A 22,378-nucleotide genomic window follows, 5' to 3' on the forward strand; every position below is an offset into this window, starting at 1 on the left:
CGTTAAACTAGAGGAGAAGATTATGAAACTTTCGATGAAGAGCAGATATGGCCTGCGGGCATTAATTGATCTTTCAGTAAATTCTAAAAATGAGCAGGTAGCATTGGGGGGCATCGCGGAGAGAAATAATATCTCTCCACAGTATCTGGAACAGGTATTTGCGAGCCTTAGAAAAGCAGGAATTGTCAAGAGTATAAAAGGATCTCAGGGCGGATATTTTTTAAATAAACCTGCAGAACAGATTACAATTTCAGAGGTGATCGAAGCCCTGGAAGGTGATTATAGAATCGAGGCTGAAGATGTGCCGGAAGACTGTGACTATAAAGCAGCACCGGAGGCAATACAAAAACTGGTCATAGACAAGGTGAATTACGAACTGGAGAAGATATTGACAGGCATTACACTTTATGATTTGGAAAAAGAGTACCAGACATATGTAGACTATGGACAGGATATGTATTATATCTAAAGATTGAAATTTGTTTTTTATGCAACAGATTAGTTCTTAATTCATGGTGGATGCGAAAGGTATCCGTCAGTTTTTCTAAAGGAGACAGGCATGAAAAATCCATTACATTATCAGTTTTCAGAATATGACTGCGGACCGACATCTATGCAGAATGCCATCAGTTTTTTATTCGAACGAGAGGAAATTCCACCGGAAGTCTTGCGCAACATTATGCTATATTGTCTGGACTGCTATAGCAGTGAAGGAGTTCCAGGAAAAAGTGGAACGTCCTGCGCTGCCATGATGTTTCTGTCGAACTGGCTGAACAGCATGGGGAATCTTGGGATTCTCCCTGTAAAAAGCCGTTATCTGTCCGGAAAAGAAGTGTATCTTGGAAATGAAAGCTATGTTAATGACGCTCTCAGAAGAGGAGGCGCTGTTGTGCTACGTCTGTTTTCTGATGAGTGGCACTATGTTCTTCTTACAGGCGAAGAGGGGGAACATGTCTACATGTTTGATCCGTATTATGATCAGGAAGGATATGGTCTTGATGACATACAGATTGTCGAAAATTGTCCGACGCGCTATAATCGTATTGTGCCGTGGAAATATTTTAATAAAATTGCGTTAAATGTCTATTCTCTGGGGCCTTATCAGGGGCGGGAGGCAATCATCCTTTTTAATAAGAACACAGAGCTTACGTCTGAGAAAACCATCGAATATTTTATTTAAAAGTGCTATTGACAAATCATAGCATTCTGGCTATGATAATAGCACTCGTCTAAGAAATTCTAATTTTCAGTAACACATCATGGGGTGTATCCCCAACGAAGGGAATTTATTTCTTCCCAGATTTCCAAAACGAGAAAACAGGTGAAGGGAGGTCTTTTTTGTAACCCATAAACAACAGATTCATTGATCATTAAGAGGAGAATTGCATATGGAGAAAAAAGGAGTTTATTTTGCCCGTAAGTTCATTTTGGCAGTAGGGGTGTTCTTTTTGTTACTCATTTTGCCGGCAGTGAATGCAGAAGCAAAGGAAGTATCCCTTGTAAAAGGGGATGCAATCAGGTATATGGGATATTCGACCCATTATTATTACGTGGATGGTAATCTGGCATTTTGTCTGGAGCCAGATATGAAATCACCGGGGAATGGTGCATATAGCGCATCAGAATTGGATCCGAAGTCACATCTTAGTAAAGCAATGTATTACATGTACGGTGGACCGGGATATGAGCAATATATCAAAAGTTCACTGACCGGAGGCTGGGGTGAAGATGCCAATGCTTATTGTCTGACCCATTGTGTATTATCATACATTTATGACGGCTGCGATCAGAACAGTGCGGCGTTTAAAGGCCTGAATGCAGACATTGCCAGTGCGGTAGTCATGTATGCAGATTATGTAAAAAATCTTCCGGATATACCAGATGCAGAGCTGGCATTTTCTGAAAATGGGCTGACGGCCTATTATGACCGGGAACAGAAATGTCAGAGAACCCAAAGTATTCGTCTTGTAGGGGATACGGCAAATAGTATCACCGTTCCGCTTCCTGATGGAGTCATGCTTGTTAATGAGACGAGGGGCACGAGCGAAGGTGGAAATGTGAAAGTATCGGGAGGAGACACATTTTACTTAAGGGCAGATGTTGCATATGGAAATGGAACGACTTGGAGCAGTGGTGAAATCAGGGGAGAAATTGCAAAATCATGGAAAATTCTTCTGGTCAAGACCGGAAATGGAAGTCAGGATATTGGGACAGCTTCTATGCAGCAGATTATATCATCACCAATCGAATTGCAGGTAAAATGGCTGGATAAGCCGGAGCTTCAGGTAGAAAAAAATGCAGATAAGTCCGGTAAAACTTATAAATTAGGGGATATTATTACATACACGCTGGATGTGACTCAGCAGATTGAAAAAGCCATTGCAAAAAATGTGGTGATCACGGATACGATTCTTACAGAAGGAGTAAAACTTCAGAAAAATTCAGTGATATTGTTAAATGAAAACGGTGAGAAAATTCCTGACGCAAAGATTACAGTGCAGGGGAATTCTTACACAATCCATGCAGGGGAATTCCTGGAGGGACCGGAAAGCGGTCAGAAGTACACGGTAGAATATCAGGTTGCAATTACTGACGAGAGCGTAATAGGAAAAGAGATTGAAAATGAAGTAGTTGTGTGTTCTGAAAATGCAGAAGAAGTTAAAGACAGAGAGACTGTGAAAGTAGAAGAAGAACCAAAACCTGAGCCGGGAGAGCCGAAAGTGAAAGAACCGACACCGGAGGAGCCGAAAGTGGAAGAACCGAAAGTAGAAGAACCGCAGATACCTGTTACACCGGCAGTTACATCGGCGAAATCATTAAAAGCATCAACTGTGAAAACGGGAGATGTAGCAAATATAACAGGAATTATCCTAATACTGATTCTTTCTTGCACCGTGATTGTGCTGTGTGGTACAATGAACGCATGGCGAAAAGCTAAGAAACATCATAAAAAGCACTAATGGAAAGAACAGGAGGTTGTCGTGATGGGAATGACAATGACGCAGAAAATATTAGCTGCGCATGCTGGAATGGATCATGTAGAAGCCGGACAGTTAATAGAAGCAAAATTAGACGTAGTAATGGCAAATGATATTACAGGACCGATGGCACTGCCGATTTTAAAGCAGATGTCCGACACTGTATTCGATAAGAATAAAGTAGTATTTGTACCAGATCATTTTACACCGAACAAAGATATCAAATCCGCAGAGAATTCAAAAGCAATCCGTGAGTTTGCAAAAGCACAGGGACTGCACTGGTATTTTGAACAGGGAAAATCCGGAGTAGAGCATGCGATTCTTCCGGAGGCAGGAGTTGTTGCAGCCGGTGAACTGATTATCGGAGCAGACTCACATACCTGTACATATGGAGCACTTGGAGCATTTTCAACAGGTGTGGGTACAACAGATATCGCAACAGGAATGGCTATGGGAGAGCTGTGGTTTAAAGTGCCGGCTGCAATCAAATTCGTATTAACTGGAAAACCGGGCAAGTATGTAAGTGGTAAAGATATTATCATTCACATCATTGGAAAGATTGGCGTAGACGGTGCCCTTTACAAATCTATGGAATTTACCGGAGACGGAATTGTGAATCTGTCTATGGACGATCGTTTTACAATGGCGAACATGGCAATCGAGGCAGGTGCAAAGAACGGAATCTTCCCGGTAGACGACAAGACAATCCAGTATCTGAATGAGCATACAAAGAAAGAATATACAGTCTATGAAGCCGATGAGGACGCTGAATATGAGCAGGTCATTGAGATCGATCTTGCAGAAGTCCGTCCAACCGTTGCATTCCCGCATCTTCCTGGAAACGCAAAAACGATTGATGAGATCGAGGCTATGGAGCCGATCAAGATCGATCAGGTTGTTATTGGATCCTGTACGAATGGACGTATGGAAGACATGAGAAAGGCAGCAACAATTCTCAAAGGTCATAAAGTACACGAAGATGTACGTGTTATGGTAATTCCGGCTACTCAGAAGATTTACAAACAGTGTATCCACGAAGGACTGATGGATATTTTCGTAGATGCAGGATGTGCAGTGAATACACCGAGCTGCGGACCATGTATGGGTGGACATATGGGTGTTATGGCAGCAGGAGAAAAGTGTGTATCGACAACGAACCGTAACTTTGTAGGAAGAATGGGACATGTAGATTCCCTGATTTATCTTGCATCACCGGAAGTAGCAGCAGCAAGTGCAATTGCAGGATGCATCGCAAATCCTGAGAAAGTGGAGGTCGTTGAATAATGAAAGCAAAAGGACATGTATTTAAATATGGAGACAACGTAGATACAGACGTAATCATTCCGGCAAGATACCTGAATTCTTTTGATGCACAGGAACTTGCAAGCCATGCAATGGCAGATATTGATCCGGAATTTGTAAATAAGGTACAGCCGGGAGATCTGATCGTGGCAAATAAGAACTTTGGATGTGGATCCTCCAGAGAGCATGCGCCACTGTGTCTGAAAACAGCAGGAGTAAGCTGTGTTATAGCAGAGACATTTGCCAGAATCTTCTATAGAAATGCAATTAATATCGGACTTCCGATCATCGAATGTCCAGAGGCTGCGAAAGGAATTGAAGCCGGAGACGAAGTGGAAGTTGATTTTGATAATGGTATGATCTATAATCGTACAAAAGGAACGGAATTTAAGGGACAGCCATTCCCGGAATTCATGCAGAAACTGATTGCAGCAGGCGGACTTGTAAAATATACAAATAGTAAAAAAGTAAAATAAAAGTGATGCCAGGCAGAGAATTGCAGGATCATAGAAGGGTGGAACAGATGGATTTATATTATAAAAGTACAAGAAATTCTAATTTGAAAGTGACTGCATCGGAAGCAATTTTAAAAGGACTTGCTCCGGACGGAGGGCTTTTTGTGCCGGAGAAGCTTCCGGTACTTGGAAAGTCTATGGAAGAACTGAAGGATCTGAACTATCAGGATACTGCTTATGAAGTTATGAAGTGTTTCCTTACAGATTTTACAGAAGAAGAGTTAAGGAATTGTATTGAAAAAGCATATGACAGCAAGTTTGATGATGAGGCAATTGCTCCACTTGTAAAAGTAGAAGATACTTATTATCTGGAACTGTTCCATGGAGCAACGATTGCATTTAAAGATATGGCACTTTCTATCCTGCCACATCTGATGACAACATCTGCAAAGAAGAATCAGGTGAAGAATGAGATTGTAATTCTGACTGCCACATCCGGAGATACAGGAAAAGCTGCCATGGCAGGATTCGCGGATGTAGAAGGAACAAGGATTATCGTATTTTATCCAAAGAATGGTGTCAGCAAAGTACAGGAACTCCAGATGAGAACCCAGAAAGGGGCAAATGTAGATGTAGTTGCAATTCATGGAAACTTTGATAATGCCCAGAGTGGAGTAAAGCAGATGTTCGAAGATCAGGAACTTGCAAAAGAACTGGCTGATAAGGGATACCAGTTCTCATCAGCAAACTCCATCAATATCGGACGTCTTGTACCACAGGTCGCTTATTATGTATATGCATATACAAAACTGCTTGCAAATGGAGAGATTAAAGACGGAGAGAAGATTAATGTAGTCGTACCGACTGGTAACTTTGGAAATATTCTGGCAGCATACTATGCAAAGAATCTAGGTGTACCAATCGCAAAATTAATCTGCGCTTCTAATGATAATAAGGTATTGTATGATTTCTTCCAGACAGGAACGTATGATAAGAACCGTGAGTTTGTATTAACGACATCACCTTCCATGGATATCTTGATTTCCAGCAACCTGGAGCGTCTGATCTATCTCATCTGTGGTGAAGATTCAGAGAAGACAAAAGAGCTGATGGAAGAGCTTAAGACAACCGGAAAGTATACAATTACACCGGAAATGAAAGAAAAACTAGCTGATTTTGCTGCCGGATATTCTACAGAAGAAGAGACGGCAGAAAGTATTCATGATACCTATCAGAAGACAGGATATGTCATGGATACACATACAGCAGTTGCAGCTCATGTATGCGGACAGTATCGCGCTAAGAGCGGTGATCAGACAAAATGTGTCATTGCATCTACAGCAAGCCCATACAAATTCGTAAAGAGTGTGATGAGCGCTATCGATGCGGAGAATGCAAATGCAGATGAATTTGATCTTCTCCCAAAACTGCAGGAAGTATCCGGTGTTCCGATGCCACAGGCAATTAAAGATATTCTGGATGCAAAAATACTTCATGATCTGGAATGTGATGCAGATAAGATGAAAGAGACCGTAAAAGGGATTCTGAACGTATAGAAGAAAATAAATTTTGTAAGAGGATGGAGCTAAAGGAAGATAAATATTAGAACTATAGGTAAAATAGATAGAAAAATATATAGCTGTATAACGAAAGATATTGTAATGGATGAAGCAATTATCACAGATGAAAGAATACATCTACAGACAATCCTCAATATAAAAATTCTATCATTACATTTATGAAAATAAACGAGAAAAAGTGGAAACGTTTATTAAAAAATAAGACAATTCTTTACAAAAGAGAATAAAAATGCTATGATAAGAATACAATAAATAAGAAGTTACTTGAGGTGGAGGAATTCGTACCCGTCCACACGCCGAGAGCTTGACAGGGGAAACCCGAGAGACGCAGGAGAATGGTACGCCTGCCAAGTAGCTTCTTAGTAAAAAAATAGTTACTCAGTATAAAACCTCTCCGAAGCTGACATGAAAGCTTGGAGAGGTTATTTGCGTTATTGATAAAAAGTTTCAGCAGTCAGAAATTGCAAACCACATACTTGACTTATACCATATAGGGGTATAAGGTGAATGTGTAAGAAAGAGTTCCATATTAATTTAATTCAAAGACAGATATAGAAGCAGGAGGCAGATTATGATAAAGACGGTATTAAAAGTAAATGGTATGATGTGTGGCATGTGTGAAGCGCATATGAATGATCTGGTGCGTAAGAATTTTCAGGTAAAAAAAGTTACTTCTTCAGTAAAAGATGGTGAGACAGTTGTGATCAGTGAGGAAAACTTGGATATCCCGTTCCTGAAAAAGGAAATCAAAGAGATTGGCTATGAACTGGTAGACGTCCATACAGAGCCATATGAGAAAAAAGGATTCTTTCATTTTGGAAAGAAATAATCGTAAGAAATAAAAACAAGAGAATAGAGTATCTCGGAATAAAAGGTTGGGAACACATGTCCCTGTGAAGTTTGAATGGATAACTTCGCAGGGCTTTTTTATAATAGAAAATTACATTTCCTATTATGAAAAAAGTCGTCATGCAGAAATCGTACTTGTAGTAAGAAAATCTTGTGGGAATCTTTAAGAAATATTTAGAATTGACTGCGTTTATTTTAAGAACCGGGTGATAAGCTTGTTACTGTAAGGAAGAGGAGGTAATGAACAATGAAAATACTGATTACAACAGACTGGTACAGACCTGTGATAAATGGAGTTGTGACTTCCGTGTTAAATCTGACAGAGCAATTGGAAAAACGTGGTCATGAAGTAAAGGTTCTGACGCTTTCCAGAAACTGTCATTCATATAAAGAGGAAAATGTGATCTATGCAGGATCGGTAGGTATGGGAAAGATATATCCACAGGCAAGGGTGAAGATTCCGGTTGTGGCGGGAGAATATATGGAAGAGCTGCTTGCATGGAAGCCGGATCTGATTCATTCCCAGTGCGAATTCTCTACATTTTTTCTGGCAAAGAGAATTGCAGGAGAACTAGATATTCCAATCATTCACACATACCATACTGTATATGAGGATTACACACATTATTTCTCACCACAGAAAGCATGGGGCAGGAGCCTGGTACAGATGATGACAAGAAAATTATCAGATCAGGTGGATGCCATGATTGCACCAAGTGGAAAGATAGAGCGGATTCTGGAAGGCTACCGGGTAAGTTGTCCGGTCAGTGTTGTACCGTCTGGAATTGATACAGAAAAATACAGAAGACGAATTGATGATGGAAGCAGAGAGGCGCTTCGGGAACGATATGGCATAAAGGAAGAAGAGATTGTTTTCGTTTATGTTGGGAGAATGGCAAAAGAAAAAAACATTGAAGAGTTGCTTTGGTATCAAAAAAGTGTACAAAACAATATAAAACTTGTCTTAGTAGGAGACGGGCCATATAGAACTACACTGGAAGAAAAGGCAAAAGAATATCAAGTAACAGATAGTGTAATCTTTACAGGAATGGTGTCGCCAGATGAAGTCGCCAGATATTATCAGATTGGAGATCTTTTCGTCAGCGCATCAACAAGCGAAACACAGGGTATGACATATGATGAGGCACTGGCTGGTGGAGTACCGCTTTTATGTAGAAAAGATGACTGCCTGAAAGAGGTAGTTACGGAAGGAAAGAATGGCTGGCAGTATGAAAATAAGTCTATGTACCTTGAGTGTATACAGAAATGGAAGGAGTTCAGTGAAGATGAAAAGAGGAGAATGCGCAATACAGCAGTTCGGACAGCAGATCAGTTTTCAAAAGAGAGCTTTGCGAAGCGGGTGGAGAGGGTTTACCTGGCAGCGCTGGAAGAAAGAAAAAGACGGAATGTCTATGCAGCTTAATGATAGAAATCAAATGGCAAAAATATGGAATCTGGTCTCACTTGCCGGGTTATTGATCTGTGTAGCACTTGCATTTTGGGCATATAAAAATGGCATTCTGGATTCTGTGGATACATTACAGGCATTTATTGCTAAGTTCGGATATGGAGGAATGGCAATTTTTGTACTGATTCAGATTGTCCAGGTAGTCATTCCGATTCTTCCGGGAGGAATCAGCTGCCTGGGAGGAGTGATTTTCTTCGGGCCATGGCTTGGATTCGTATATAATTATATAGGAATCTGTATTGGTTCACTGGCAGCATTTGGAATATCCAGAATGATGGGACGTCCGGTTTTATATAAGATGTTCTCGGAAAAATTGGTTCAGAAATATGATTCCTGGACAGAAAAAGACAGCCGGTTCTTAAAATTATTTACACTGGCAATCTTTTTTCCGGTAGCACCAGATGACTTCTTATGTTATCTGGCAGGAACGACGAAGATGACATGGAAGCAGTTCTCGCTTGTCATTTTGCTTGGAAAACCATGTTCCATTGCACTTTACAGTCTGGGACTTACGACAGCATTTCGGATGATATTCTCAGTCTAATGTGTTATCGGTAGAAGGTAAAATGTTACACCTTGAAGAAAGATTAAGAATGGGGGATGAAATTATGAAGACATATATATACGAAGGTGGTTTTGGAATTGTTGCAAAAAGTGGTGTGGGCAGTGCAATCAAACACCAGAAGAATATGTTGAAGCAGGCAGATATTGAAGAAGCAAAAGGCTGGAAAGAGGCGGATATTGTACACATTAATACGGTATTTCCGGATTCCGTGCTGGCAGCCTGTCTGGCAAAAATGCAAGGTAAGAAAGTCGTCTATTATGGACATTCAACGATGGAGGACTTCCGGAACTCTTTTATCGGTTCCAACCGTTTCGCACCTCTTTTTAAGAAATGGATCTGTTTCTGCTACGGTCTTGGAGATATTGTCATTACACCGACAGAGTATTCCAAAGGTCTTTTGAAAAGCTATGGAATCCAAAAGAAAATCTATGCTGTTTCCAATGGAGTAGATACGGAATTTTTCCAATCCAGAAATAAAGAGAAAGAAAAGCAGGAGATTCATGAGAAATATAAAATTCCAATGAATCGTAAAGTGGTTGTATCAGCAGGGCATCTGATTCAGAGAAAAGGTATTCTGGATTTCCTAAAGCTGGCAAAGATGATGCCGGAAACAACCTTTATCTGGTTTGGAGGCGGAAATGACAGCCTGGTGACACAAGAAGTAAAAGAAGCAGTAAAAAAGAAAAGTGAAAATGTAATCTTTGCCGGATATGTGGAAGCAGAAGAACTTCGGAACGCCTACTGCGGAGCCGACGCATTTGCATTCTTCAGCTATGAAGAGACGGAAGGGATAGTAGTGCTGGAGGCACTTGCCTGTGAAGTGCCGGTAGTCCTGCGGGATATCCCTGTATATAAAGGATGGATTCAAGATCAAATGCAGGCATATAAAGTACATAATCTGGAAGAATATAAGCATAATTTGATGCATATTTTCAAGAAAGAGCAAGAAGAATTAAAGAGGAATGCAAGAGAACTTGCAGAACAAAGAAGCATTCGAAGTGCTGGTGAAAGATTAAAAGTTGTCTATCGACTGTCTGGGGTGAATGAGGAGAAGAGACCAAGAAATTCATCGCTGAGATGGAAGAAGATATTATTCCAATTGATGGACTGATCGCATTTGCAGAGTCCGATGCAGGAGCAAAAGTATTTGGCGGACCGGAAAAAGCCAAAGGTGTAGCAGAGCACGGAAGAGAGATTAAAGCAGCAGGAGCAAAGTATTGTGACTGCCCGGCATGCGCAGCAGTAGAAGCAATCCTCAGTAAGAAAGAGGAGTTGTTGGGATAGAAATAATATAGAGGGCATTCTCGAACACATACTACGAGTATAAGGAATGCATCAAAAAGGGAATATGCTAAAAAGAAAGATATAGATGTCGTGGATTTGAAAACCGAATTTGCAATGTTTATATCTTTTTTATTTTGCATGAGCGTTAAAAAGAATATGCGTTAAATGAAGAGATGAATGATTGTATTGCAAGAAATGATACAAAATTATTGTATTATTTGTATTATGTGTTATAATACAATAAAAGCGAAGATATAAAATCCTTGTTGCAAGATAAGATAATGGATTCAGAAGGAGACAATCATGATTATTAAGATCAATACAAAATCAGAGACATCGATTTACCTGCAGCTGCGCAATGAGATTGTGAAGGGAATCGGAAAAGGTGAATTCGAGAGGGGAGAATCGTTGCCAACGGTTCGTCAGATGGCTATGGAACTTGGGGTAAATACAATGACCGTCAGTAAAGCATATCAGTTATTAAAGGCAGAAGGTTTTATCGAGACTGACCGGAGAAAGGGAACTGTTGTCTGTAATTTACGGGATTCTAGAAGAAGTTCAGATGGAGAATTTCAGGAGAAACTCGAGGATGAACTGGAACTTCTGAGCGCAGAGGCAACGATTCGAGGCATGGATCAAAATGATTTTATAGAATTATGCCGTAAGGCATTTCAGGGAATGGAGGTTGCATTTTCATGATTTTAGCAATCATATTCTTAATAACAGATCTTTTTATGGTGGGAATTGCCTATGCAGTGTATGGAAGAACAGCAGTAGCAGGTTACAGTGATGGAATGGTTCTTGGAGTACATATACGACGTGAGAAGCAGGAAGATCCAGTGCTTGTAGAATTTATGAAAAATTATAAAAAAGATGTGCGGAAGGTTTATCTGGGACTTGGTATATCCGGAGTTGTTATTTGTGGATTGTGTTTCTGGTATACATCGATATTTATGTGTGTGTGGTGTGTATGGTTTCTGTGTTATATTGTGGGCGCAGTCGGTGTCATGTTCAGAAATCACAGGAAACTTTATGATTTGAAAATCCAATATAGATGGGGAACGTTGGGAGAAGATACAGAAGACAGCACGACAATGGCAGGGGTCGATACTAAGACTATGATGCATAGTGAGAGAATGAGTCTGCCATTATGGTATCATATTGTCTTGATTCTAATACTGGCAGTTCCATTTGCTTTTAAAGGCTTTCGAATTTATCTTGGAACGTTTTCCGAGAATTCACAGGGCTGGATTTTATTTTTAACCTCTGTAATTGTCGGCGTTGTATTTCTGTGGATTGCATGGATATTCAAAAGAGGAGCGAACCGGATTTACAGTGAGAATTCGGAGCTGAATTTCAGAATTAATTATCTGGAAAAGAGGAGCTGGAGTATCTGCTTTCTTGTGGCAAATATTTGTAATACGATTGCCTGGCTCTATCTTGCGTATAGAATGACAAAAGAAGAATGGATTTATAATCTGGATATTATTATATATGTCGCAGTGATGTGTGTACCTGCAATAATTGCTATGGCAACTTCTATGTGGATTAAGAAACAAAAAAATGTACTACAAAGTGAAGATGAAACGCCAATGTATATGGATGATGATTACTATTGGAGAAATGGCTGGTATGATAATCCGGGTGACCCAAGATTATTTGTGCAGGACAGATTCAACAGTATGAATTATACAACAAACGTTGGAAAGCCGGCAGGAAGGTATATGTTCGGTGGCATTTGTATTGTAGTTGTAGTACTTTTGTTCTGGATGTGTATTGTCTTTTTAAGAATGGATTTTACACCGATTCGTCTTATAGCAGATGGAACGGAAGTCAGAATTACTTCCGGATATACGAATACAACTATGAAGAAAAAAGAGATTCGGAGTGTAAAATTATTAGAGAACGGACTGCCGGAGGATTATTACAACCGGACAAATGGATCTTCAGACGAGAAACAGCTGCTGGGAAAATTTGAAGGAAAGAAGACTGGAAAATGCCGGATGTATGTGTGGCTGGACCAGGAAAATGTGATTGAAATTAAGGCGACAGATTATACAGTGTTTATAAATAGTAAAGATGAAGATGAGATGAATACATGGTATCAAGAATTGCTGAAGTGAATATAGAAATTCAGATAGTATATAAATGAGAAAAATAGTATGTAAATGAGAAAAAAAGTTCTTGCAATTTAATCATAGTTAGCATATGCTAATTGTGGTTAGATACTTCTAATCATTGTGTGAATAAATCATTTGAACTCCCAGATACCGGAAGTGGATCCAGCTTCCGGCGGAGTTCTGTAAAATGAAACGATGAAAGGGGATACGAACATGGACTACTTGGAAATTGAAAAAGTCATCGGAAGAGAAATACTGGATTCCAGAGGAAATCCGACAGTAGAAGCTGAGGTACATCTGGTAGATGGAACGATTGCCAGAGGCACAGCACCGAGTGGAGCTTCCACAGGAGAATTTGAGGCATTGGAACTTCGAGACGCTGATCCGAACCGTTATGGCGGAAAGGGTGTTCAGAAAGCAGTTGAAAATATAAATACAGTCATTAATGATACAATTACAGGTATGGATGCATCTGATATCTATGCGATTGATGGTGCTATGATCAAAGCAGATGGAACAAAAGGAAAGACAAACCTTGGTGCAAATGCAATTCTTGCTGTATCCATTGCCTGCTGCCGTGCAGCATCTATTTCCTTAGATATTCCGCTTTATAGATTTTTGGGTGGTATTTCAGGAAACCGTCTTCCGGTACCGATGATGAATATCATCAACGGAGGCTGCCATGCATTGTCTTCCGGACTTGACGTACAGGAGTTCATGATTATGCCAGTCGGGGCACCGAGTTTTAAAGAGTGTCTGCGCTGGTGTGCAGAAGTGTTCCACGCACTTGCATCAATCTTAAAAGAAAGAGGACTTGCGACATCTGTCGGTGATGAAGGAGGATTTGCTCCTGCATTGAAATCTGATGAGGAAGCGATTGAGACGATTCTGGAAGCAGTGAAGAAAGCCGGCTATGAGCCTGGACGTGATTTCAGAATTGCCATGGATGCAGCTTCTTCTGAGTGGAAGACAGGAACAGTCGGAGAGTACAAGCTCCCAAAAGCAGGAACTGTTTATACGTCAGAGCAGTTAATTGAGCACTGGAAGAAACTGGTTGAGAAATATCCAATCATTTCCATCGAAGATGCATTGGACGAGGAAGACTGGGAAGGATGGAAGAAACTGACAGCCGAACTTGGAGATAAAGTCCAGCTGGTTGGTGACGATTTATTTGTTACAAATACAGAGAGACTGGAAAAAGGAATCAAGATGGGATGCGCAAACTCCATTCTGATCAAGCTGAATCAGATTGGTTCTGTATCCGAGACACTGGAGGCTATTAAGATGGCACACAAAGCCGGATACACGGCAATTGCTTCACATCGTTCTGGCGAGACTGCGGATACTACAATCGCTGACCTGGCAGTTGCGCTTAACACATGCCAGATTAAAACAGGAGCACCGTCAAGATCTGAGCGTGTCGCAAAATACAATCAGCTTCTTCGCATTGAAGAGCAGCTTGGAGATGCAGCTGTATATCCTGGAATCGGAGCATTTAACGTAAAGTAGGAAAATGTAAGAAGATGAAGAACGTTAAGAGCACTTTCCATAAAAATGTTCTTTTCCTAAAATAACAGAATGCGAAACCTATAAAAAGACGTCTGGAACTTGTAGAAGAAATTCATACTTGTTTCAGGCGTTTTTTGCTGTCAATAAAAAAGTTCCTGTGATGCTCTTTTTGTGCTATGATAAGTAAGAACGTTTGTGAAAAAAGAGAAAATACAGAATTACATGGAAGGAAAAGAAAAAATGGCAAAGACCACTCAGAGAGGTAGTTGTGAGACTTGTACGTATTATACATATGATGAAGAATACGAAAGCTATATGTGTGATGTCAATATGGACGAGGACGAATATATGCGTCTGATCTCTGACCAGCACTATCAATGTCCATATTATAGAAATGGTGATGACTATCGCATTGTAAGACACCAGATGTAATCATTTGAAAATCTTATAAAATTGTATGGAATATACATTTAAAGTACATATCTAAAACTTTTATTAAAAACATTTCTCAGTGTGAAAAAGTATACAAATTTACGCTATAATTAGATGAACTAAAAATTACAGTCAAAATATAACTATAGGAGAATTTGAATGCTTCAAATACAACACATCAAAAAAGAGTACCGGACGGGAAGTCTGGTACAGAAGGCTCTGGACGATGTGAGTCTGAATCTGAGAGATAATGAATTCGTAGCAATCTTAGGTCCCAGTGGTTCCGGTAAAACCACGCTTCTGAATATTATCGGAGGACTGGACCGCTATGACAGCGGAGATCTTATCATCAACGGCATTTCCACGAAAAAATATAAGGACAGAGACTGGGATTCGTACCGTAATCATACGATTGGTTTTGTATTCCAAAGCTACAATCTGATTCCGCATCAGACGGTGCTTGCAAATGTTGAGCTGGCACTGACAATTTCGGGAGTCGGGAAGGAAGAAAGAAGAAAGCGTGCAGTGGATGCACTGGAGAAGGTGGGTCTTGGGCAGCAGCTTCATAAGAAGCCGAACCAGATGTCGGGAGGCCAGATGCAGAGAGTTGCAATTGCAAGAGCGCTGGTCAATGATCCGGAGATCCTGCTTGCAGATGAGCCGACAGGAGCACTGGACAGTGACACCAGTGTGCAGGTCATGGATCTTCTTAGAGAGGTGGCGAAAGACCGTCTGGTCGTTATGGTCACACATAACCCGGAACTTGCAGAGCAGTATGCGACCAGGATCGTCAATCTGAAAGATGGAAAGATCCGTTCGGACACCGATGAATATATTGTGGAAGAGGAAAATCTGGCACCGCCGGAGCATAAGAATATGGGGAAATCTTCCATGTCTCTTCTGACGGCATTGTCACTGAGTTTTAATAACTTAAGGACAAAGAAAGCAAGAACTCTTCTGACTTCTTTTGCAGGATCTATTGGAATTATCGGAATTGCACTGATTCTGGCTCTTTCAAATGGCGTCAACGCTTATATCCGGTCCATTGAGGAGGAGACATTGTCTGAATATCCACTGCAGATACAAAGTACCGGATTTGATCTCACTTCCATGATGGTGGGTATGAATGGGGATTCCGGAAGCAGTGATGATAAGAAAAGTGGAAAAGATAAAGACAAGGTAAAGGTCATGCAGGTGGTCACCAATATGTTTTCAAAGATGGATTCCAATGATCTTGGAGCTTTGAAAAGATATCTGGACAGTGGTGAATCTAAGATTCATGACTATACAAAAGCAATAGAATATTCTTACAATGTGATGCCGCAGTTGTTCCGACAGGACGGTGACAATGTTCGTCAGGTCAATCCGGATCAGTCATTTTCCTCATTGGGACTTGGTGCATCAGAAGGCTCGAATAGTCTGATGTCCTCCATGATGAGTACTAATGTGTTCTTTGAGATGCCGGAAAATACGGATCTCTATGAAGAACAGTATGATGTAAAAGCCGGAAGATGGCCGAAAAAATACAATGAATGCGTTCTTGTGCTGACGCCGGATGGTTCTATGAGCGACTTCTTATTATATACATTGGGACTCAGAGACCAGGTTGAACTCGATGATATGATTAAGCAGTTCATCAACGAAGAGACGATAAAAACGCCTGAAAATATTGGAACTTATACTTATGATGATATTTTGGGAAAGACATTTAAACTGGTAAATGCTTCAGATTATTATGAATATGACGATCAATATCGGGTGTGGAAAGACAAAACTGACAATGCGGATTACATGAAAAAACTGGTTGAAGACGGTGAGAATGTAAAAATTGTGGGAATCGTACAGTCAGCCGAAGATGCGAAGGCTTCATCACTGACACCGGGAATTAACTATACTGCAGATCTTGTAAATCATGTGGCAGAACAGGCAAAAGACAGCGAGATTGTAAAACAGCAGCTTGCGAATCCGAATGTAAATGTATTTACCGGGGAAGAATTTGGCAATACAGATGGGAACAATGGATTTGACATGAATTCTCTGTTCAGTATAGATGAGGATGCCATGAAAAACGCATTTGGTTTTGACAGCAGTGCCATGAACAATCTTGGAAGTTCCATGGATCTGTCGGGGCTTGATCTTTCCAAGGCATTTCAGATGGACGGAAATTCCATGGATTTGTCCGGTATGGTGAATCTGGAGCAGATAGAAATCAACATGGACAATATGCCGCAGATGAATCTGGGAGATATTCTTACGAATCTGGATGTACAGGTCAATGCGGATGGCATGCAGAAAATGTTAATTAGCCTTTCGGAAGGGTATCAGGAATATGTAAAGAGCCATCCGGAAGCAGATTATTCCAATCTTGGAAATCAGATTGCAGAATATCTGACTTCCGATCAGGCAAAGGCCATTATTCAGAAATGTTTGAAAGACATTCTGAAAAATAACGGGGAAGTTACGATTACACCAGAGCAGATTCAGAAACTGTTGACCAGCGTGATGAGTGATTTTCAAAGCTGGCTTGTAGAGCAGAACGCTAATCCGGGCGCAGAGGAATTTGGAACGTACTTCCAGCAGTATCTACAGACCGGGCGTGCCAATGCAATTGTAAATAAATGGGCCAATGAAATATTTGGAAATATAGATTTCAACATTTCCAGTGAAACATTGCAAGCTATGGCAAAGGAACTGGCAGAGGGTTATACTGCATATGCAAAAGAAAAGAATTATGCAGATCCGACAAAGATGGCAGAGAATTTTGTGAATTATATAAAGACGGATGATGGAAAGAGGCGTCTGAATCAGGGACTTTCTGAGGCAATCAATATGGACAGTCTCCAAAAGCAAATCAGCACGGCCATGAGTAGCTACATGGGTCAGGCCATGAGTGCATATACCGGTGCCATTTCTCAGGCAATCAGTACACAGATGACATCCGCTATGAGTCAGGTGACCACGCAGCTTGCCGGTGGACTTGAAACGGTTATGACATCTGCCATGAGCCGGATTGGAGAAAATCTGCAAAAAGCACTGGGAGGCTCTATGAATTTTAATGCCGATGCATTTGCAAATGCATTCCAGTTCAATATGACAGAAGATGATCTGACGGAACTTATGATGTCCATGTCCGGAACACAGAGCGCTTCCTATGATAATAATCTGCAGCAGCTCGGATATGCAGATTTCAGTCATCCGAGTTCCATTTCCATTTATCCAAAAGACTTTGATAACAAAGAAAAAGTGGTAGAGGTTCTGGATCATTATAATCAGCAAATGGAAGACGAGGGAAAAGAAGAACAGGTGATTTCTTATACAGATATAGTAGGAACAATGATGTCATCCGTGACCACTATTATCAATACGATCAGTTATGTATTAATTGCATTTGTGGCAATTTCCCTGATCGTATCATCGATTATGATTGGAGTTATTACCTATATTAGTGTGCTGGAGCGAAAGAAAGAGATTGGTATTTTAAGAGCCATTGGAGCATCCAAAGGAAATATATCACAAGTATTTAATGCAGAGACATTTATCATCGGACTTTGCGCCGGACTTATCGGTATCGGACTGACGCTTTTGATATTGATCCCGGGAAATATGCTGATACATGCACTTGCAGATAATGACCGGGTCAGTGCAATCCTTCCAATCGTACCGGCGATCGTACTGATTCTTTTAAGTGTGGTGCTTACCTTACTTGGCGGATTGATTCCTTCAAGGAAAGCTGCCAAGAGTGATCCGGTGACCGCACTTCGAACGGAATAAAAAAACAGTCCATACAATCTGAAAAGAGCGTATGGGCTGTTTTTTATCTTTTTTGTGTAAGGTATCTTGTTAAAGTCCGTAGTAGTAATAATATTTCTTCTTGATGTTGAAAATCAAGTTTGTTAAACGTAGAAAGAAGAGAACTTTCTTTTTTGGAAAGTAAAAGAGAAGGAGTAGAAGTGCTAATTTCTAAGACTTCATCTGCTGAAAGTCCATACAAATTAATCAGTGTTGCAAATGTTTGAAGATCTGGTTCAGCAACATTATTTTCATAACCGGAAAGGGATTTTTTATTGATACCGGTTAGTTCCATCACTTGTTTCTGAGTGAATTCTTTGTTTTCTCGTGCATTTTTTAAGACAGCGCCAATATCCTTCATATGCCAAAAAACTCCTTTTTATCATTATATTAAGGTAAAGGAATTCTTAAACACCAAAAAGTCTTAAAAATAACGACAAAAATGTTGACGTCTTAGAATATAAGACATATAATGGGAATGCTAGGATAGGCATGCAATGGGATAAGGCAGAAATTAAATAAACGAAAGTGAGGAAAAAACAAGTATGAAGAACAAAGTTCTTAAACAAATGCTTGCGTTTTCTCTGGCTGTCGCTCTTGTAGGGGGGAATTCAGTAGCAACTTTTGCTGCTGAGCCAACTAACGGAACAGAGTCAAGTGCAAATACGCAAGCAGCAACAGATGCAACTGAGGCAACCGCAACTTTTAAAGTGGACAAAACGAAAGGATATTTTTCTGATTTTCCTGATCAAGAGATATCTACACAGGGAGGTTTACAAGACCAGGATTATACTATCACATATTTCCCAGCAGTAGTTGCAAGAGAGGGATATGTATGGACAGGCTGGAAGATCACAGATCAGGATGGAAACAGCACAAATGTTGGAACAGAATATGCCGGAGTTAAAACTTGGATGTTTACTCCTAAGGCTGGAAAAGTAAAGGTAGAGGCTACATTTAAAGAGAATGTTACTAAAAAAACTGCTACATTATATGTTGCATATGTAGATGAGAATGCTCATCAGGTAGGAACAACTCAGCAGAAAATAACAAAAGAAGGTAACGATGGTGAAAATTATACCTTTAACATATCTGATCTTAATGTTCCAGACGGTTATGAGCTTGTCACAGCTACATGGGAGAAAAGTGTAGCATATGGAAGCGAAGATTTTGCTAATGTTACGGTTAAAAAGAAAGAAGCTAAGAAAGCTGATGCTGTTTTACGTGTTCATTATGTAGATGAGAACGGTACACCATTAGATGGATCACAGTATATTGTTTCATTAACAAAGAATGGAACAGTAGGTGAAAAAGCAACATTTGCTGCAACATCCTTTACAGCTCCAGAAGGCTATGAATTAGTTGGTGGTGACATAACTGACGTGGAAGTAGCATATGGAAAAGAAAAAGATGTTAATGTAAAAGTAAAAGCTATTAAAGAAGAAAAAGAAGCAAGAGATGTAATTGTAAACTTCAATGTCGCTCCAGAAGAGGGACAGTTTACAGATCCGGCAGGGGCTAAAGTTGTTACATATACAATTAAAGAAGATTCAGCAGATCAGTTCCTTGTACCTACAGTAAAGGCTAAAGAAGGTTACGAGTTTACAGGTTGGTTAGTAAACGGAAAAGAAGAAGGTTTCTGGAGTGCAGATGCAAAGACATTTGGAATTACAGGCCTTGCTCACTTCCCAGAAGGATCTGACACAGGATACATTGTTGTAACAGCTCAGTTCAAAAAAGCTGAGGCAGCTAAGAGAAGCGTGACAATTAATGTTGCAATCGATCCTGAAAAAGGCGAATTTGTAGGAAGAGATGATAAGTATGCTACAATCACTTATACAGATCTTGATGAGTTTGCTGAGGCACCAATTCTTTTACCAGAAGTAAAGGCTAATGATGGATACAGACTTGCAGGATGGACAGTAGAAGGAAAAGAGTCAATCAAACTTGATGCAAATGCAACAAGTTTAGGATTTGCAGGCCTTGCTCACTTTAACGATGGAGAAAATGTTGGATACATTTCTGTAGAGCCAGTTTTCGAAGAAGTGAAAGAAGAAAAAGCAGCAGTAGTTAATGCAAATGTAGTTGTAGATCCTGAAAAGGGTGAGTTTGAAGGATATGACGGAGCAACAAAGCTTGAGAACAATAATCTTCAGGAAGCTGATGATACACTTGGATTCCTTCCAACTGTAACAGCAAAAGAAGGATATACATGGACAGGCTGGGAAGTAACAAATAAAGCAGGTGAAGTAGTATACACATTAGACACAAACACAAGCTCTATTGCGTTCCCAAAAGGAGTAGAAGATGACTACACAGTAACAGCTACATTTACAGAGAATAAGACAACAGCAGTAGTTAATGCAAATGTAGTTGTAGATCCTGAAAAGGGTGAGTTTGAAGGATATGACGGAGCAACAAAGCTTGAGAACAATAACCTTCAGGAAGCTGATGATACACTTGGATTCCTTCCAACTGTAACAGCAAAAGAAGGATATACATGGACAGGCTGGGAAGTAACAAATAAAGCAGGTGAAGTAGTATATACATTAGACACAAACACAAGCTCTATTGTGTTCCCAAAAGGAGTAGAAGATGACTACACAGTAACAGCTACATTTACAAAAAATAAGACAACAGCAGAACCAGTTGAACAGGTAGACCCAACAGAGCCAGCACAGCCAACTCAGCCAGCTACACCTTCTACAGGCAATACAGCAAACAATACAGCAAACAAAACTACTGACAATAAGAAGGTAGAGAAGACAGCAGCTAAGAAAGCAGAAACAAAGAACGAAAATAAAAAAGCTCCAAAAACAGGTGATGAGAGTATGCCAATCGCTTACATGCTTACACTTGTAGGAGCAGCAGTGGCAGCTATTATTGTTCTGATTAAGAGAAAAAGAACAATCTAGAAACTGTGAATAATCACATGAAACACAAAAGACGGTATCGAAGATATCGGAATAAAAAGAAAAAAGCCTATATCCTGGCAGCCCTGATCTTATGCATAGTCATTGCGGCGGTAGCAGTTTTTGCTATCAGCCGCATGGCTGGTAAAGAGCAGACATCAAAAAATCAGACAGAAGTAAAAGCGCTTGTTATTAATGCTGAAAAAGTAGACGAAAGCAAACTGAAAGATTTGATTGAAAGTGCCGGAAAGATTAATCAGAGTGTTTATACAGATGAAACAGTAAATACTTTAAATCAGGCAAAAGAAGAGGCCGAAGAAACGATTCAGGGAAAGCCAAATCAGGAAGAGGTAGAAGATTCATATTTGAATCTGGTAAATGCAATTCAGTCACTGCAGAAAAAATAATGATATTTAATGTAATGTTTAGATTTTATAAAATGGAAACTAGATAAATCTACCTGTTGTAAAAAACGGGTAAATGAGTTATAATAATTCAAGAAGTAAGAACCTGGGATGCACGATAACTCCTGTTATTTTGAACCTACATCACTTTAAACGGGACTCTTATATCTTCGTAATATGTCGAGCCTTCATTATGCAGAGGATGGCAGAAAAGCGAATGCGGACACCCACCTAGCAGACAGCTAGGAGTCAAAATACAGGAACCGGCATTTTGGGGAACATACAAAAGATAAAGGACAGTCGTTTGCGCGGCTGTCTTTTTCTAATGTGAGGGGGGACATTTATTTAATTCCCCTTCTACTTGAGTGGGTGTTGAATCAATCATAGGACATAATGATTACTATGAAACAAAAACTACCGGGTAGCCAAAAAAAGCGCAAACTACCCCTTATCAAACTTTTGATTGTTTATTTTGAATTAAACTGGCAAGCTTATGCGGCTACTATAGGAGCTTCCCAGCCAAGTGTTTTTAACTTTTTTAGATATGCGTTTATCTTACGTTCCTTGTTGAATTGATTATAATAATCGGCTCCCAAATCCTTGAACATAACACCATCTTTAAGGATGTGGTAAATCGAAATCAGCATGGAATGGGCAACTGCCACATATGCACGCTTTGGTCCGCGATGAGCACTGATTCTCATATACTGCGCATAGAAATAGGATTTCTT

The 22,378-nt window shown here is 40.1% G+C and carries 18 protein-coding genes, 1 other RNA gene and 2 pseudogenes; 19 read left to right on the forward strand and 2 right to left on the reverse strand.

Features of this window, described 5'->3' with window-relative positions:
- The first annotated feature begins 22 nt into the window (after positions 1-22).
- The 16 genes and pseudogenes from G593_RS0112775 to G593_RS0112850 all read left to right on the forward strand — a co-directional run bounded on the left by G593_RS0112775 (position 23) and on the right by G593_RS0112850 (position 18,313).
- Positions 23-469 carry an RrF2 family transcriptional regulator gene (locus tag G593_RS0112775; protein WP_005338662.1) on the forward strand — a complete coding sequence of 149 codons (447 nt, stop codon included), beginning with the start codon at positions 23-25 and terminating at the stop codon, positions 467-469.
- Positions 470-559: 90 nt separating this feature from the next.
- Complete coding sequence (locus G593_RS0112780; RefSeq protein ID WP_005338663.1) at positions 560-1,180, forward strand: peptidase C39; 621 nt, start codon at positions 560-562, stop codon at positions 1,178-1,180.
- A 208-nt stretch (positions 1,181-1,388) separates the two neighbouring features.
- A complete protein-coding gene (locus tag G593_RS0112785) occupies positions 1,389-2,960 on the forward strand; it encodes an isopeptide-forming domain-containing fimbrial protein (protein ID WP_029731926.1) in 1,572 nt (523 codons plus the stop codon).
- A 24-nt stretch (positions 2,961-2,984) separates the two neighbouring features.
- Complete coding sequence (leuC, locus tag G593_RS0112790) at positions 2,985-4,262, forward strand: 3-isopropylmalate dehydratase large subunit (RefSeq protein WP_029731927.1); 1,278 nt, start codon at positions 2,985-2,987, stop codon at positions 4,260-4,262.
- A complete protein-coding gene (gene leuD / locus G593_RS0112795; protein ID WP_005334218.1) occupies positions 4,262-4,756 on the forward strand; it encodes a 3-isopropylmalate dehydratase small subunit in 495 nt (164 codons plus the stop codon). The genes leuC and leuD overlap by 1 nt, the downstream gene beginning before the upstream one ends.
- A gap of 47 nt (positions 4,757-4,803) precedes the next feature.
- Complete coding sequence (gene thrC, locus G593_RS0112800; protein ID WP_005338667.1) at positions 4,804-6,291, forward strand: threonine synthase; 1,488 nt, start codon at positions 4,804-4,806, stop codon at positions 6,289-6,291.
- 595 nt (positions 6,292-6,886) lie between these two features.
- The gene (locus G593_RS0112805; RefSeq protein ID WP_022278458.1) at positions 6,887-7,144 is read left to right on the forward strand and encodes a heavy-metal-associated domain-containing protein; all 258 of its coding nucleotides are present in this window, start codon (positions 6,887-6,889) and stop codon (positions 7,142-7,144) included.
- Positions 7,145-7,411: 267 nt separating this feature from the next.
- Positions 7,412-8,587 (forward strand): glycosyltransferase family 4 protein, encoded by a 1,176-nt coding sequence (locus G593_RS0112810; protein ID WP_029731928.1) that lies wholly within the window; start codon positions 7,412-7,414, stop codon positions 8,585-8,587.
- Positions 8,577-9,176 (forward strand): TVP38/TMEM64 family protein, encoded by a 600-nt coding sequence (locus tag G593_RS0112815; protein ID WP_005338675.1) that lies wholly within the window; start codon positions 8,577-8,579, stop codon positions 9,174-9,176. The genes G593_RS0112810 and G593_RS0112815 overlap by 11 nt, the downstream gene beginning before the upstream one ends.
- 64 nt (positions 9,177-9,240) lie before the next feature.
- Complete coding sequence (locus tag G593_RS0112820; RefSeq protein WP_044911926.1) at positions 9,241-10,308, forward strand: glycosyltransferase; 1,068 nt, start codon at positions 9,241-9,243, stop codon at positions 10,306-10,308.
- Positions 10,248-10,481 (forward strand): annotated as a pseudogene (locus tag G593_RS0112825) (molecular chaperone Hsp90); the annotation flags it as partial. The gene G593_RS0112820 and the pseudogene G593_RS0112825, both read left to right, overlap by 61 nt.
- Positions 10,482-10,784: 303 nt before the next feature.
- The gene (locus tag G593_RS0112830; RefSeq protein WP_005338680.1) at positions 10,785-11,180 is read left to right on the forward strand and encodes a GntR family transcriptional regulator; all 396 of its coding nucleotides are present in this window, start codon (positions 10,785-10,787) and stop codon (positions 11,178-11,180) included.
- Positions 11,177-12,604 (forward strand): PH domain-containing protein, encoded by a 1,428-nt coding sequence (locus G593_RS0112835; protein WP_029731932.1) that lies wholly within the window; start codon positions 11,177-11,179, stop codon positions 12,602-12,604. Before G593_RS0112830 ends, G593_RS0112835 begins: the two co-directional genes overlap by 4 nt.
- 210 nt (positions 12,605-12,814) lie before the next feature.
- Positions 12,815-14,110: a phosphopyruvate hydratase gene (eno, locus tag G593_RS0112840; protein WP_005338684.1), complete on the forward strand. Its 1,296-nt coding sequence runs from the start codon at positions 12,815-12,817 to the stop codon at positions 14,108-14,110.
- 240 nt (positions 14,111-14,350) lie between these two features.
- Entirely contained in the window at positions 14,351-14,542 is a 192-nt protein-coding gene (locus G593_RS0112845) for a DUF6472 family protein (RefSeq protein ID WP_005334199.1), read from the forward strand.
- 159 nt (positions 14,543-14,701) lie between these two features.
- Positions 14,702-18,313 (forward strand): ABC transporter ATP-binding protein/permease, encoded by a 3,612-nt coding sequence (locus G593_RS0112850; RefSeq protein WP_029731933.1) that lies wholly within the window; start codon positions 14,702-14,704, stop codon positions 18,311-18,313.
- Positions 18,314-18,356: 43 nt separating this feature from the next.
- Here the strand turns inward: G593_RS0112850 and G593_RS0112855 are convergent, their stop codons facing one another.
- Positions 18,357-18,692, reverse strand: a complete 336-nt coding sequence (locus tag G593_RS0112855) for a helix-turn-helix domain-containing protein (RefSeq protein ID WP_005338688.1) — start codon at positions 18,690-18,692, stop codon at positions 18,357-18,359.
- A 184-nt stretch (positions 18,693-18,876) separates the two neighbouring features.
- Between G593_RS0112855 and G593_RS0112860 the strand changes: the two genes are divergently transcribed.
- From G593_RS0112860 to ssrS, 3 genes are all read left to right on the forward strand, one after another.
- Positions 18,877-21,246, forward strand: a complete 2,370-nt coding sequence (locus G593_RS0112860; protein ID WP_029731934.1) for an InlB B-repeat-containing protein — start codon at positions 18,877-18,879, stop codon at positions 21,244-21,246.
- A gap of 17 nt (positions 21,247-21,263) precedes the next feature.
- Positions 21,264-21,650, forward strand: coding sequence for a hypothetical protein (locus tag G593_RS0112865; RefSeq protein ID WP_005334192.1), 387 nt, complete (start codon positions 21,264-21,266; stop codon positions 21,648-21,650).
- Positions 21,651-21,747: 97 nt separating this feature from the next.
- A non-coding RNA gene (gene ssrS / locus G593_RS19640) (6S RNA) lies at positions 21,748-21,929 on the forward strand.
- 209 nt (positions 21,930-22,138) lie between these two features.
- Here the strand turns inward: ssrS and G593_RS20860 are convergent.
- Positions 22,139-22,378, reverse strand: a pseudogene (locus G593_RS20860) (IS110 family transposase); the annotation flags it as partial.

Source organism: Dorea sp. AGR2135 (assembly GCF_000420885.1).
Taxonomy (GTDB): domain Bacteria; phylum Bacillota; class Clostridia; order Lachnospirales; family Lachnospiraceae; genus Dorea; species Dorea formicigenerans.

Bases quoted from the DNA above. Each gene is read 5' to 3' on its own strand.
- G593_RS0112775 (WP_005338662.1), top strand. From the start codon at position 23: ATGAAACTTTCGATGAAGAGCAGATATGGCCTGCGGGCATTAATTGAT.
- G593_RS0112780 (WP_005338663.1), top strand. From the start codon at position 560: ATGAAAAATCCATTACATTATCAGTTTTCAGAATATGACTGCGGACCG.
- G593_RS0112785 (WP_029731926.1), top strand. From the start codon at position 1,389: ATGGAGAAAAAAGGAGTTTATTTTGCCCGTAAGTTCATTTTGGCAGTA.
- leuC (WP_029731927.1), top strand. From the start codon at position 2,985: ATGGGAATGACAATGACGCAGAAAATATTAGCTGCGCATGCTGGAATG.
- leuD (WP_005334218.1), top strand. From the start codon at position 4,262: ATGAAAGCAAAAGGACATGTATTTAAATATGGAGACAACGTAGATACA.
- thrC (WP_005338667.1), top strand. From the start codon at position 4,804: ATGGATTTATATTATAAAAGTACAAGAAATTCTAATTTGAAAGTGACT.
- G593_RS0112805 (WP_022278458.1), top strand. From the start codon at position 6,887: ATGATAAAGACGGTATTAAAAGTAAATGGTATGATGTGTGGCATGTGT.
- G593_RS0112810 (WP_029731928.1), top strand. From the start codon at position 7,412: ATGAAAATACTGATTACAACAGACTGGTACAGACCTGTGATAAATGGA.
- G593_RS0112815 (WP_005338675.1), top strand. From the start codon at position 8,577: ATGCAGCTTAATGATAGAAATCAAATGGCAAAAATATGGAATCTGGTC.
- G593_RS0112820 (WP_044911926.1), top strand. From the start codon at position 9,241: ATGAAGACATATATATACGAAGGTGGTTTTGGAATTGTTGCAAAAAGT.
- G593_RS0112830 (WP_005338680.1), top strand. From the start codon at position 10,785: ATGATTATTAAGATCAATACAAAATCAGAGACATCGATTTACCTGCAG.
- G593_RS0112835 (WP_029731932.1), top strand. From the start codon at position 11,177: ATGATTTTAGCAATCATATTCTTAATAACAGATCTTTTTATGGTGGGA.
- eno (WP_005338684.1), top strand. From the start codon at position 12,815: ATGGACTACTTGGAAATTGAAAAAGTCATCGGAAGAGAAATACTGGAT.
- G593_RS0112845 (WP_005334199.1), top strand. From the start codon at position 14,351: ATGGCAAAGACCACTCAGAGAGGTAGTTGTGAGACTTGTACGTATTAT.
- G593_RS0112850 (WP_029731933.1), top strand. From the start codon at position 14,702: ATGCTTCAAATACAACACATCAAAAAAGAGTACCGGACGGGAAGTCTG.
- G593_RS0112855 (WP_005338688.1), bottom strand. From the start codon at position 18,692: ATGAAGGATATTGGCGCTGTCTTAAAAAATGCACGAGAAAACAAAGAA.
- G593_RS0112860 (WP_029731934.1), top strand. From the start codon at position 18,877: ATGAAGAACAAAGTTCTTAAACAAATGCTTGCGTTTTCTCTGGCTGTC.
- G593_RS0112865 (WP_005334192.1), top strand. From the start codon at position 21,264: ATGAAACACAAAAGACGGTATCGAAGATATCGGAATAAAAAGAAAAAA.